At 71.8% G+C, this 12,891-nt stretch carries 9 protein-coding genes; 5 read left to right on the top strand and 4 right to left on the bottom strand.

Translation table 11 applies throughout. The features are described 5' to 3' along the window. Positions 1 to 8 precede the first annotated feature (8 nt). Positions 9 to 389 carry a YybH family protein gene (locus tag ACT2CW_RS14675; protein ID WP_182472425.1) on the top strand — a complete coding sequence of 127 codons (381 nt, stop codon included), beginning with the start codon at positions 9 to 11 and terminating at the stop codon, positions 387 to 389. Positions 390 to 496: 107 nt separating this feature from the next. After that, positions 497 to 916 (top strand): YybH family protein, encoded by a 420-nt coding sequence (locus tag ACT2CW_RS14670; RefSeq protein WP_182472426.1) that lies wholly within the window; start codon positions 497 to 499, stop codon positions 914 to 916. Positions 917 to 1,204: 288 nt separating this feature from the next. Here ACT2CW_RS14670 and ACT2CW_RS14665 read toward each other — a convergent pair whose 3' ends face one another. Beyond that, positions 1,205 to 1,660: a flavin reductase family protein gene (locus ACT2CW_RS14665; protein WP_233362033.1), complete on the bottom strand. Its 456-nt coding sequence runs from the start codon at positions 1,658 to 1,660 to the stop codon at positions 1,205 to 1,207. A gap of 593 nt (positions 1,661 to 2,253) precedes the next feature. On the opposite strand from ACT2CW_RS14665, the gene ACT2CW_RS14660 reads away from it, so the two are divergent. Continuing rightward, positions 2,254 to 4,428 (top strand): BTAD domain-containing putative transcriptional regulator, encoded by a 2,175-nt coding sequence (locus tag ACT2CW_RS14660; RefSeq protein WP_445516873.1) that lies wholly within the window; start codon positions 2,254 to 2,256, stop codon positions 4,426 to 4,428. Positions 4,429 to 4,484: 56 nt separating this feature from the next. Here the strand turns inward: ACT2CW_RS14660 and ACT2CW_RS14655 are convergent, their stop codons facing one another. From ACT2CW_RS14655 to ACT2CW_RS14645, 3 genes are all read right to left on the bottom strand, one after another. Next, positions 4,485 to 5,141 carry a hypothetical protein gene (locus ACT2CW_RS14655; protein ID WP_445516872.1) on the bottom strand — a complete coding sequence of 219 codons (657 nt, stop codon included), beginning with the start codon at positions 5,139 to 5,141 and terminating at the stop codon, positions 4,485 to 4,487. A 26-nt stretch (positions 5,142 to 5,167) separates the two neighbouring features. Then, positions 5,168 to 7,705, bottom strand: a complete 2,538-nt coding sequence (locus tag ACT2CW_RS14650) for a BTAD domain-containing putative transcriptional regulator (RefSeq protein WP_445516871.1) — start codon at positions 7,703 to 7,705, stop codon at positions 5,168 to 5,170. A gap of 204 nt (positions 7,706 to 7,909) precedes the next feature. Next, positions 7,910 to 8,524 (bottom strand): NADPH-dependent FMN reductase, encoded by a 615-nt coding sequence (locus tag ACT2CW_RS14645; protein ID WP_233362034.1) that lies wholly within the window; start codon positions 8,522 to 8,524, stop codon positions 7,910 to 7,912. A gap of 177 nt (positions 8,525 to 8,701) precedes the next feature. Between ACT2CW_RS14645 and ACT2CW_RS14640 the strand changes: the two genes are divergently transcribed. Beyond that, positions 8,702 to 11,968, top strand: coding sequence for a BTAD domain-containing putative transcriptional regulator (locus ACT2CW_RS14640; RefSeq protein ID WP_445516870.1), 3,267 nt, complete (start codon positions 8,702 to 8,704; stop codon positions 11,966 to 11,968). A gap of 69 nt (positions 11,969 to 12,037) precedes the next feature. After that, positions 12,038 to 12,883: an NAD(P)H-binding protein gene (locus tag ACT2CW_RS14635; protein ID WP_445516869.1), complete on the top strand. Its 846-nt coding sequence runs from the start codon at positions 12,038 to 12,040 to the stop codon at positions 12,881 to 12,883. The last annotated feature ends 8 nt before the right edge of the window (positions 12,884 to 12,891 follow it).

The raw sequence follows: 12,891 nt of genomic DNA, 5'->3' as shown, positions 1-12,891 counted from the left end.
TTCGCGCCATGTCGCAGCCCACCGATATCGTGGAAAAGCACACTTCTCTTTACGTCGAGGCTTTCAACTCCGGGGACTTCGAAGCCGTCGACGGTTTCTACACCGAGGAGGCCGTCGTCGTCTGGGAGCCGGGCAAACCGCTGACCGGCCAGGCCCGCAGGGACTACCAGCGGGAATTCCTCGCACGGGGCGCCAAGATGACCGCCACTCCCCGCCAGACCTTCGTGACCGGCGACACCGCCCTCGCGATCGTCGACTGGGTGATCGACACCGTCGACGACGAGGGCCGGCCGGAGCGCCTCTCGGGCATCGGCGTCGATGTGCTCCGGCTGTGCGAGGACGGCGTGTGGCGGTACGCCGTCGACGACCCGTACGGCCAGGCCGCCTGAGACTTCCGGGCCGAGTTCCCCTCCGATCCGGCTCCGACGCCGCTGCCACGGCCCGGCCGGTACCCCACACCCATCCAGCCCATCACAGAGAGGCGGGCCGGTTCATCATGGCCTTCACCGTCGCGTTCGATCCCGAGAACCCCGATCTGACCAGTGACACCGAAACGCAGAACGAGATTTTCATCCAGGTCTTCAACTCCGCTGACGGGGAGCTGTTCAACCGTCTGTACCTGGAGGACTCCATTTCGAACTTCTCCGGTGAGCCCCTCACCGGAGCGGCGCGGCTGAAGTTCTTCAAGGAATTCCTGGCCAACAAGCCCAGTCTGAAGGCGAAGGTCACCCACTCGTATGTCGCGGGTGATGTGGCGCTGATCGGTGTCGAGTACAGCATCGAGACCACCGGCCCGGACGGGGAGCCGGTGTTGCTCGAGGGCAACTGCACCGATGTGCTGCGCCGGCTCGAGGACGGCCGCTGGCTGATGGCCATCGACCGGCCGGTGGCCTCCACGGGCCTGGTCGCCGAATAGCCGGCGCGGGGCCGCTCCCACGCGACCTGGAAGCGGCCCCGCGCCATATGAGGAACACAAGGAACAAGAGAAACCCCCTTGGGAGACCAAGGGGGTTTCTCTTGTGGGCCGAGACGGCCGACAGGGAGGGGCACGCGGGAACGGGCGGTTCATGACCGGGAATCGGCCGGTATCCGGCACGCCGTTCCCCTGCCGCTGCTCGCCGCCCGCCGCGGTGGGCCGCCGCTGGGGCCTGCCGTCAAAGGGGGGCTCCCTGCTCCCGGCGCCCGCACCCTTTGACGGCAGACGCTAGGCGGCCGCGCGGCCGAACCGGCCGTTGACGAACAGCAGGCCATGGCCCTCGACGTCGCGGGCGGCCTCCAGAACCGTGCCGATGAAAATCGTGTGATCGCCGAAGGAGTGCGCTGCGGTCAGCTCGCACTCCATCCAGGCCAGCGAGCCCGCCAGCAGTGGGGCCCCGGTGTGCTCGCCCGGCCGCCACGCGACTCCGTCGAACTGCGCGGCGCCCAGGGTCCGGTTCTTGTCGGCGAAGTGCCGGGCCACATCCTCCTGTTCGGCGCCGAGAATGTTGACCGCGAATCGGCCGGCGGAGGTGAGCGCCTGGTGCATCACCGCACCGTGTCCCACACTGCACAGCACCGACGGCGGATCGAGCGACACGGAGCTGAAGGCGTTGGCTGTCATGGCGTGCAGATGTTCCCGGCCCACCGTGATCACGGTGACCCCGGTCGCGAAGCGGGACATCACTTCCCGCAGTCGGCCGGGGCCCACCGGTTGCGGCCTGGAGTGCGAAGCTGTGGGGTCGAGTTCAGCGGACGCGGAATTCATGCCACCCTCTCCGAATTCATTGGGGCAATCCCGGCCTATTCTGGTGCGGGACAAGGGGCCGGATTCCTCAACGTACCGGTGGATTCCCGGCGGGACTCCACGGTCGGGTAACGCCGCTCCCTCCCGGCCGCGCGGCGGGTATATGACTGCGCGATGACCAAGATTTGACCCGCCGGGCGCACTCTGGGCGCATGGGCGAGATGGGCGCGTCGGCCGCCCGTCCGGCGTCGGCCGGGCATCTGGGGCAAAAGGCTCGTACGTGGTCGGTCTGTTGACCGGTGCGACTCTTCCCTGCTCGCCCGTTGCCTTCGGCGCATTCCCGTCGGCCTGTGCCAACGGCCTTGGACACTAGAGTTCTCATATTTATAGCGTGCAGGTATAGAGCGTGGGGATGCATGATATTTCGCCTTTTAGGTCCATTGGAGGTCGAAGTCGCTCGTGGCCCGATCGACCTCGGCGGCACTCGGCAACGGGCCGCCCTCGCGTTCCTTCTGCTTCATGCGAACCGTGTGGTACCCACCAGTCGATTGGTCGAGGCGTTGTGGCCGACCGACCAACCCCCCACCACGGCGCGCAAGATCCTCCAGAACGCGGTCTGGCGACTGCGTCGCGCACTGGCCCACCTGCCGGATTCCGGAGGCACTCCGGAACTGGTGACCCGGGCTCCCGGCTATATGGTGCGGGTCCGTGGTGAACAGGTCGATCTGCTTGTCTTCCAGCAGCAAGTGGACCGGGGGCGGGCAGCGCTGGCGGTCGGAGATCCGTTCACCGCCGGCCGGGTGCTGAGCGACGCCCTGTCGCTGTGGCGCGGTCCGGTCCTCGCGGATCTGGTGGAGGACGGTATGGCGTGGCCCGAACTCACCGCCATCCAGGAAAGAAGGCTCGACGTCATGGAGGACCGCTTCGAGGCCGAACTCGCCAGCGGTGGACACCATGCGATCCTTCGGGAACTGGAAGCATTCGTCCAGGACGAGCCGCTGCGGGAGCGGGCCGCCCAACAGCTGATGCTCGCCCTCTATCGATGCGGTCGGCAGGCCGACGCGCTCGGCGTCTACCGCCGGGTCCGGACCGCCCTCGTCGACGGGCTCGGACTGGAGCCGGGCCGCGAGATGCAACTGCTCCGGCAGTCGATCCTCACCCATGATCCGGCGCTGGACCTGCTCGCCGAGGTGACCGCCCAGCGGGAAACGGCCACCGTGACCGGCGGTTCCGGCACCATGGTCATCGGAGGTGAGGATCCGCCGACGGCGACCTGGGAGCGGGCGGCCGCGGCCCCGCCCGACGTGCCGGAGCTCACCCTCGCCGTGGCGGCCGAGGACTCACGGGCCGGCCGGCGGCCGGCCAGTGTCCTGCTGCTGCGCTTCTCGCTCGGAGCGGAGTTCGTCGAGACGCTGCCCGCCGACGACGTCGACCGGGTGCTGGAGGCGGTGTCCACGATGGCCTGCGAGACGGTCGAGCGATACGGCGGCCTGGCCACGACCTCCATCGGCTCCGTCCAGCTGAGCCTCTTCGAACCGCGCCCGGGCGAGCCCGACAGCGCGGAGCGCGCGGTGCTCGCGGCCACCGCCGTACGCGACCGCCTCAGCGCTCCGGCGGACCCGCTCGCCGCGTCCGCGCCGGTGGCCGCCGGTCTCGCCGTGCATGCCGCCGTCACCACGGGAGAAGCCGTCATCTGCCGCTGGCCCGTCAGCGGGACCGTCCGGCCGTGGGTCGGCGGCGATGTGGTCGACACCTGCCGGACCCTGCTGGACCGGACGCCGCTGGGCGAGGTGCACGTATGCGATGAGACCCGGCGGCTGACCGCGCGGGGCCACACCTATCAGCGGGTCTCCGCCTCTCCCTCGGCCTGGCGGGAGGGCACGGTCGGCGGGGGCGTGGAGAATCCCGGGGGCTGGAGCGCGGGCGCGATGGCGATCCTCGACGGGGAGGCGGAGAATCCCGGGGGCTGGAACGCGGACGCGATCGGGACCCCCGACGGCGAGTGTGAACTGGACCTGATGCACGGCGTGTGGCGCCGCACCCGGCAGCGCTCCATCCCGCATGTGATCACGGTTCTGGGTGAGCACCTGCTCGGCAAGACCCGGCTGCTGCGGGAATTCCGGCGCGCGCTCGCCACCGAGTCGACGGACGTACGCGTCCTGAGCTGTGACCTTCCGCCGGATCCGGGCGGGGCCGACGCACGGTCCACAGCGGCCGGTGTCTTCGCCGCCTACTGCGGTATCACCGGCCAGGACACCGCCGATGCGGCGTTCGCCAAGGCCCGCGCGACCATCATGCGGGTCGCGGAGAGCGAGGAGGTCGCCGAGACGATGCTGTCGCTGCTTCGGCCCCTGATCGCCGCCGAACCGCCGCTCCACGGAGGGCCGGGCCTCCGCGCCGCCCTCTCCGCCTGGCGGAGCTTCCTCGGCCGGGCCGCGCTCGAACAGCCCCTGGTGCTCATCTGGGACGATGTACACCGGGCTGATGACCTCCTGCTGGAGACGGTCGAGCACCTCATCGAAGGCTGCCACGGAGTGCCCCTGTTGAACGTCGTCGGCGCCCACACCGCGCTGCTCGAACGCCGCCCCGACTGGGCGGGCGGCAGGTCGCACGCCATGACCATCAGCCTCACCCAGGCCGCCGCAGGCCCCCGGGAAGAGCTGCTGAGGTCCCTCCCGCCCGGCGGAAACGCGGACATCGTCTAGCACAGCCCAGACGTCCCCCAGCCGCGTTCACCACGCCGCGTCGGCCACGTCGGCGCTCAGCCGGTGGTGCCGAGGGGTGCCACCGGGCCGGCGGGGAGCGTACGGATCGCCCGTGCCAGGATCCGTACCGCCTCGGAGGCTGCCGGGTGGCCCGCGGGCAGCGCGGCGGCCGCGCATTCCAGCAGCAGGGCGGCCGCGATCACCTGCTGGGCGGCGGCGGGCGGCCGGGCGGTCGTCCGGGCCCCGGCGCCACGGCGCAGGGCGGCACGCAGCGCCGCACCCGCCCAGCCGACCAGCCAGAGCCTGGACACCCGCCCCGCCCCCGCCCGCTGCCTCATCACCAGCGGCAGAGCGGTCTCGAAGTCCCGGAGGATCGCGGCGGCGTGTTCGCCGAGCAGCGTCACGGCCAGGGCCGCCAGGTGTTCCGGGGTCGGCTCACGCCGCGGGACGACCGCTCTGGTCCCGGTGTGAGCGGGTGTGGGGCGAGTGGCTCCTGGCTCGGGCTCCCCCGGAGCGGCGTCCGGCGGTTCGGGGGCGATGCGCTGGTACGGGCGGGACGCGGTGTGCGTCCCGCCCGGATGCCCGGCTCTCGCCCGGCGCAGCCCCGCTCCCAGGGCCTCGACGAACTCCCGGCCCACGAGCGCGGCCAGAGGGGGAATGGCGTCGGGGGAGGCGGAGGCAGTGGAGATGGTGCGGGAAACGTTGTCAGCCATGGGATCCAGCGAAACAGATCCCGTACTCAGGCGTTCCAATCGCCGGTCATCACGCGGCGATCACTCGGCGCGAACGGTTGATGACCGGAGTGTGCCCAGCCATGGGCACGCCGCAGCATGGGTCGCCCCGGGAGACGGGACGGCCTCCGTCCCAGCCGCGACGGCCGGTCCAGCGTCAGGGTGCCGGCGTGGCGCTGACCGCTGCCCCAGAACGGCCGTCGCTCCAGCAGTTCCGGCTCACCGCAGGCCACCACGAACAGCGGGACGTCCTGGGCGGTGAAGACCAGTTCCTCGATGACGTCCAGTAGCTGTTCATCGGCTTGGTGGACGTCGTCCAGGCAGAGCACCACCGGCTCCTCCCGCGCGACCAGCACCAGCAACTCCACCCAGCTCTCGATGAGTTCCTCGCCGCTGCGGATGTGCGGCGCGGGCCCCATGAGGGGGTTGAGGCTCCGCTGTAGTCGTTCGGCGGTCGCGCCCGGCCCGGTGATCGCCCGTACGGCTTCGGCGAATCGGCCGTCAACGCTGCCGCTGGGCGGCAGTCCGAAGCGGGTGGCCAGGGTGTCCCGCGCCAGCCGCAAGACGTCCGACTCATACTCCGAGACGTTCAGCCGCATGATCCACGTCGAGTCGGGCTGCCGTTTGGCCCGGCGCTCGAACTCGGCCAGGAAGCGGCTCTTACCGACCCCGCGCTCGCCCAGGATCGTCACCAGGTGCGGCGTTCCCTGGCACCGGGTGCGGTCCAGCAGGCTGGAGACGATGCCCAGTTCGGGCTCGTGCTCGGTGGGAAGGCCCTCGCCGCCCAGCCGTCCACCGTCCACCGCTCGCACCTGCCGCACATCGGCGACCCCTTCCGGACGGGTCGGCACCGGCCGGTGCCGGAGCCCGACGCCGGTGACCCGCGCCGCGTCGCCGCCCACGTACACCTCGCCCCACGGGGTCGAGGCCAGCAGCGACTGCGCCTCGTCGAGCAGTTGGCCGACCACCGTGACCGGGGCGGTGGGGTCGTGGGGGTCATGACGGACCAGCGCCTCGCCCGCCACCACCGCCGCCCGGAAGGAGGCGCCGGGCAACTCGGAGAACCGGTCGCGCAGAGTCAGCGCCGCCGTCACCGCGTCCAGCGACGCGGCGGGCCGGTCCGCCTTGAGCCCGAACAGCGCCAGGGAGTCGTGACCGAGGGAGCCTATTACCGCGCCGCCGAGCTCCTCGACGCTCTCTGCGATCACGTGGACCATGTCGCGCAGTGACAGGCCGCCCGGTTCACCGGCGAGCGCTTCGTCCTCGCCGGCGCATACGGTGCGGGTCAGCAGCACGCTGACCTGACGCCGCTCGGACACCGGCCCCCCGGGGGCGGTGCGGCCACCGGGCGCCGTCGGCGCGGCCACCCGTCTGGACAGGCGGCGCTCCGGGCGCACGGCCTCGGCGCGGGGCGGTGTCCGGACGGCGCTCGGTACCCGCTCGTGCGCGATTTCGACCGGCGGTCTCCTCAACAGGGGCGGGACCTCGAGCGCGGGTGCCCCGACCGGGTGGGGGTTTTCCGGGGCGGCCGTCTCCATGGTGCACGAGGCTCCGAGCGGCGGTGTCTCCATGAGGTGCGGTGCCCCGGCAGGCTGCATATCCACCGGGTGCGGCTTCCCGGCATGCGTGGTCTCGGCGGAGTAATGAGGATCGGTGCGCGACGGCTCGGTATGCCGTGGCTCGGGGGTGCGGGGCGGCTCGGTGTGCGGCGGCCGTGCGGCCACGGGTGCCGTCGTCGACGATGTCACCGGCGGCGGTGTCACGGGCGGCACCAGCGTGGGGTCGTGGGTGAGGATGTTCTGCTGGAGGAGCTGGAGGTCGCGGGAGGGCTCGAGCCCGTACTCGTCGACCAGTGCCCGGCGCACGTTGCTGAACACGCCCAGCGCCTCCGCCTGGCGACCGGAGCGGTACAGGGCGAGCATCAGCTGGCCGCACAGCCGCTCCCGTAATGGCTCCGCGGCGGCCAGCGATACCAGCTCCCCCAGGATGGCCTGGTGTCGGCCGCATGCCAGTTCGGCCTCGAAGCGGTCCTCCATGACGTCCAGCCGCTGCTGGTGCAGAGCGGTCAGTTCGGGCCATTCCACGCCCTGTTCGGCGAGGTCGGCCAGGGCCGGACCGCGCCATTCGTCGAGCGCCTCGTGCAGCAGGTTCGCCGCTTTCTCGGCGTCGCCGGCGGCCAGCCGGGACCGTCCCTCGGCGACCTGGCGTTCGAAACGATTCACGTCGAGCCGCTCGGGCGCGACGTGCAGGACATAACCGGGGGCCTGAGTGAGCAGTGCCGGCCGGTCCCCGTCCGCCGGGCCGCCTCCCCCCAAGGGGTCCGCCAGCATGGCGCGCAGTCCCCACACGGCGTTCTGCACGATCTTCCGGGCGGTGGCCGGGAGATCCTCCCCGGGCCACAGCGCGTTCAGCATCTCGCTGGTGGCCACCACCCGGTTCGCACGCAGGAGCAGCAGCGCCAGTACCGCGCGCTGTTTGAAGCCCCCCACTACCACGTGCTGGTCGGCGGACAACACTTCCAACGGGCCCAGAATCCTGAATTCCACCTTATTTCCCCACACTTGAGGTGACGTTTCGACGAGAGCACGTATCGGGACACCGGCGGCCCGGTCCAACAGTGGTCGGTGTGTGAGTCCGGCGGCGCTTCCCTCGAACGCCCGGCCCGGAACGTCTTCTCCGCCGCCTGACGGCCACCCGTCCACCAGTGGTTTCGGACGGGTTGGCGGAGGTCCAGTGGGATCCATCCTGTTCTAGTGGTGATGTTCGCCCGGCGCATAGGGCTCCAGCGAACGCGCGCGGCGCAGCGCGCGGGCCCACCAGCCGAGCCGGTCGAGCATGAGGCGGGCCGCTTCCCGGGCGGCCTCGTCATCGAACGGCAGACTGCCGGCCTCCAGGCGTGCCAGATACTGGTGGAAGCTGACGGTCTCGGAGACCGTGACCGCGTGGGCCTCGGCGAAGACCTGGCGGAGCTGGGCGACGGCACACAGGCCGCTCGACGCCTCGCCGTAGGAGAGGAAGGCGACCGGCTTGGCCCGCCACTCCTCGTCGTACCAGTCGATCACGCTCTTCAGCGGGCCCGGGAAGCCCCGCTTGTACTCGGGGGTGACGATCACGAACGCGTCCGCCGCCGCCAGCCACGGGGCCAGGTCCCGTACCGCCTGCGGTCTGCCCGCCGAGGGCGCGGTGGACATCATGTCCGGCAGCCATGCGGTGGTCAGATCGATGACATCGATGTCGAAACCCTTCCGGAGCCGGGACACCGAGGCGAGCCATTCGGCGGCGGGGGGACCGAACCGGCAGTCCCGGACGCTTCCGATCAGGATCACCAGCCGCAGTCGGTCACCGCCGCTCATCTGCGTGTCCATCCGCTTACGCCCTCCCCTCGGTGCCTACTCGGCATTACTGTGCGGCATATGCCTTCGGGACCGCTTCGGCTTCGCTTCGGGTCTCCTTCGGACGCCTTGCGTGGCCCGAAGGGAGCGCTCCCAACCCGTCTCCTCACTGTCGTCTCGCCGCAGGTTGCCCTGAGCTACTGTGGATCAATGCGATTCGGGGTGCTGGGCCCGTTGGAGGTCAGGGCCACCGAGGGGAGGCCGGTCAGGGTACCCGAGGTGAAGGTCCGCGTCCTGCTGGCCGATCTGCTCGCCCACAACGGGCAGGTGGTCGCGGTGAACCGGCTGATCGAGGATCTGTGGGGCGGTTCGACGCTTCCGGCGAACCCCGCCGGATCCCTTCAGGCCAAGGTCTCACAGCTGCGCCGGGCGCTGGAGGAGGCGGAGCCCGGCGCGCGGGAGCTGATCGTCCACCACTCCCGGGGATACGCGCTGCGGGCGCCGTGCGAGACGGTGGACGCCGACCGGTTCCGGGCCCTGGTGGAGCGCGCCCGCACCCTCGACGACCCCCGGTCGAAGGCCGCCACCCTGATGGACGCGCTGGCCCTGTGGCGGGGACCGGCATTCGCCGACTTCGCGGACGAGCCCTTCGTCCAGGCCGCGGTGGCCAGGCTGGAGGAAGAACGGCTGACGGCGGTGGAGGAGCATGCCGAGGCCCGCCTCGAACTGGGCGAGCACAGCATGGTCATCGGCGAACTCACCGCCCTGGTGGCCGCCCATCCGCTCCGGGAGCGGATGCGGATGGTGCAGATGCGCGCCCTCTACCGGGTGGGCCGCTCCTCAGAAGCGCTCGACAGCTATGCGGAGTTACGCCGTCGGCTCGACGAAGAGCTGGGGCTGACCCCCAGCCCCGCCATCGACGCGCTCCAGCAGGCCATCCTCCGCCAGGATCCGACGCTCCAGCACACCGCCGACACCCCCCGCGCCGCCCCCGGCCCCCGCCCGCGGAGCAACCTTCCCCTCGGGGCGAACCCCTTGATCGGGCGGGAGACGGCGGTCGCTGACGTGCGGCGGCTGATCCGGATGACGGATCACCGGCTGGTCACCCTGACCGGGCCCGGCGGCGTCGGCAAAACCAGGCTCGCGACCGCCACGGTGGACGGGCTGGACTCCGAATTCGAGGACGGTGTCTGGCTGGTGGAGCTGGCCGGAACGGGCTCCCCGGAGCGGTCCACCGGGATCGGGCCGCTCGCCGAGCATGTGATGGCGGTGCTCGGCATCCGCGAGGAGTCCGGCTCCGGCGCCTTCGTGGCGGACGGCGGGGACGACTCCGCGCGCCGGCTGTCCGGCGCGCTCGCCAACCGCCGGCTGCTGCTGGTCCTGGACAACTGCGAGCATGTGATCGACGCGGTGGCGGAACTGGTCGGTCTCCTCCTCCGCACCGCCCCCCATCTGAAGATCCTGACGACCAGCCAGGAGTCGCTGCGGCTGCCCGGCGAGACGGTCTGGCCAGTGCCTCCCCTCGGAGTACCGCTGCCGGACGCCGGGGCCTTGGCGTGGGAGCGCTCGAGCGCCGTCCAGCTGTTCGTCGCGCGGGCCACCGCGGTGGACCCCGGCTTCACCCTCGACGCCGCCACTGGCCCCGCCGTCGCCGAGATCTGCCGCCGGCTGGACGGCATCCCGCTGGCCCTGGAGCTCGCCGCCACCCGCGTCCGCGCGCTCGGCGCCGAGGAGCTGCTGAGCCGGCTCGACGACCGGTTCCGGGTGCTCAACAGCGGCTATCGGGGTGCCCCGCCCCGCCAGCAGACCCTCCAGGCGACGATCGACTGGAGCTGGAGCCTGCTCAGCATCCAGGAACAGGGGCTGTTGCGCGGGCTGGCCGTCCATGCCGAGGGCTGCACCCTCCAGGCCGCCGAAGAGCTCGGCGCGGCTTCCGGGGTGTCCAGAGACCAGGTGCTCGACCTCCTGGCCCGGCTGGTGGACCGCTCCCTGGTGATCCGGGTCGAGGGAACCCCGGTGCCCCGCTACCGCCTGCTGGAGTCCGTGGCGGCGTACGCGCAGGAGAAGACGGAGCGCGCCGGCGAGGCGCGCCAACTGGCCACCTGCCACCTGAACCACTACGTGTCCCTCGCCGAGCGGGCACGGCCGCGTCTCCACGGCTCCGACCAACGTCGCTGGCTGCTCGTCCTGGATGCGGAATCCGCCAATTTCCAGCGCGCCCTGGAAGAGGCCCGTCGCACCGGCCAGGCCCATCCGGCGCTGCGCCTGGCCAACGCCCTGACCTGGTACTGGTTTCTGCGCGGTCGGCTCGGCGAGGCCCTGCGCGCGATGGCGACCGCGCTCGCCATCGACGGCCCGGCACCGGAGTCCATACGGGCCGAGGCGAGGACCTGGTACAGCGGGCTCGGTCTGCTGCTTGGCAAGTGCAGTGTCGATCTTCCGCGCGCCACTGAGCCCCGGGACGCCGCGGAGCTCACGGAGGGCCGGGCCAGGGCGGAGTGGTTTCTGGCCCACGCCCTGTGGAGTCTCGGGGCCCTGGCCGCCGGTGAGGAGCAGGTCAACCGGGCCCTCGCAGACTTCCGCATGCTGCGTGACGCCTGGGGGGTGGCCGCCGCGCTGGGCACCCGGGCCGCCCTCGCCATGGCCCGTGGCGATCTGGAGGCGCTGCGCGGAAACGCCACGGAGGCCCATGTGCACTTCAGCGAACTGGGCGATGCCTGGGGTCAATTGAAGGCGGCCGAGGTACTGAGCGTGCTCGCCGAGGTCAACGCCGACTACGAGCAGGCGGCCCGGCTGCACCGCCAGGGGCTGCGGATCGCCGAATCGCTGGAGCTGTGGTCGGAGGTGTCCCGCACCCTCTCGGGGCTGGGCCGGATCGCCCTGCTGTCGGAGCGGTTCACCGAGGCGGACGAGCTCCACGAACGAGCCCGGCTGCTCGCTGCCGAGCAGGGCAATCGGCCGGTGGAGCAGTTCGCGGAGATGGGTCTCGCCCTCGCCGCCCGGCGTCAGGGACGCCTGGACACCGCGGAGAAACACCTGCTGCCGTGGCGCGAGTGGAACGAGCGCCGGGGCGCGTACACCGGACTCGCCCTGGTGCTGGCCGAGCTCGGCTTCGTCGCCGAGCAGCGCGGGGACGCCGCCGCCGCGCTCTCCCTCCACCTGGACTGCCTGGCCGCCGCGCGTGCCACGGGCGACGCACGGGCCGTGGCGCTCGCGCTGGAGGGGCTCGCCGGGGCGCATGCGCTCGCGGGGCGGCACGAGCGTGCGGCGCGGCTGCTGGGCACGGCGTCGGCGACGCGGATCCGGTCCGGCGCGCCGCTGCCCCGCGCCGAACGCGGCGATGTCGAGCGGATCTCCACGCGGGCACGGGAGGCACTGGGGGAGGCGGCCTTCACGGCCGCCTTCGCCGCCGGGGAGGCGACGGCCCACGGCGACGCGGCGAGCAAGGAGGAGGACGCGGCGGCCGCGGGCGGCTGACGGTCACCGTTGTCTTCAACTCGCCGCTCGCGCACCTGCGGTTCGACCCCGTCTGATTCACTCGTCGCCATGGAATCCACTGGCGGGCACAGGCCCATCCTGGTCATCGGTGGCACCGGCAAGACCGGCCGGCATGTGGTGGACCGGCTCCGGCGGCGCGGCAAGGAGGTGCGGGCGCTGTCCCGCTCCACCCCGGTACCGTTCGACTGGTTCGACGAGTCCACCTGGAAGACGGCGGTCTCCGGCGCGGGCGCCGCATACCTGGTGGACGCGCAGAACGAGCACGCGGCGGAGCGGATGCGGGCCTTCGCGCCGTTCGCGGTGGCCCAGGGCGTCGAACGGCTGGTGCTGCTCTCGGCCCGAGGTTGGGCGGACTCCGGCGACCCCGGCATGCTCGCCACGGAGGACGCGGTGCGGGACTCCGGCGGTGCGTGGACGATTCTGCGGCCGACCTGGTTCATGCAGGGTTTCGCCGAGGACGACTTGATGCGGGCACCGGTGCTCGCCGGAGAGGTGAGGCTGCCGGCCGGGGACGGCCTGGAGCCTTTCATCGACACCGAGGACATCGCCGAGACCGCGGCCGCCGTCCTCACCCGTGAGGGACATGAGGGGTGTACCTACGAGCTGTCCGGGCCACGTGCGCTGACCCTCGCGGAGGCGGTGGCCGCCATCGCCGAGGCGAGCGGCCGCCCGGTCCGCTATGTACCGGTGTCCGAGGAGGAGTACGTGGCGGGGCTCGTGGCCGACGGCACACCGGAGGAGGCCGCCCGGTTCGTGGCCCGGCTGTGGGGATGGCTCCGGGACGGCGAGGACGCCCATCTCTCCGACGGCGTCCAGCGGGTGCTCGGCCGCGCCCCTGGTGACTTCACCGACTTCGTCCGCCGGGCCGCGGCCGAGGGGGCGTGGGCCGACTGAGTCCGCGG

The sequence above is a fragment of the Streptomyces sp. NEAU-174 genome (assembly GCF_052665095.1).
Note: the sequence above shows the minus strand (reverse complement) of the source record. Positions and strands in the feature narration are given on the sequence as shown.

Excerpts from the sequence above, each read along its gene's own strand:
- ACT2CW_RS14675 (WP_182472425.1), top strand. The coding sequence starts at position 9 with ATGTCGCAGCCCACCGATATCGTGGAAAAGCACACTTCTCTTTACGTC.
- ACT2CW_RS14670 (WP_182472426.1), top strand. The coding sequence starts at position 497 with ATGGCCTTCACCGTCGCGTTCGATCCCGAGAACCCCGATCTGACCAGT.
- ACT2CW_RS14665 (WP_233362033.1), bottom strand. The coding sequence starts at position 1,660 with ATGTCCCGCTTCGCGACCGGGGTCACCGTGATCACGGTGGGCCGGGAA.
- ACT2CW_RS14655 (WP_445516872.1), bottom strand. The coding sequence starts at position 5,141 with ATGGCTGACAACGTTTCCCGCACCATCTCCACTGCCTCCGCCTCCCCC.
- ACT2CW_RS14645 (WP_233362034.1), bottom strand. The coding sequence starts at position 8,524 with ATGGACACGCAGATGAGCGGCGGTGACCGACTGCGGCTGGTGATCCTG.
- ACT2CW_RS14640 (WP_445516870.1), top strand. The coding sequence starts at position 8,702 with ATGCGATTCGGGGTGCTGGGCCCGTTGGAGGTCAGGGCCACCGAGGGG.
- ACT2CW_RS14635 (WP_445516869.1), top strand. The coding sequence starts at position 12,038 with ATGGAATCCACTGGCGGGCACAGGCCCATCCTGGTCATCGGTGGCACC.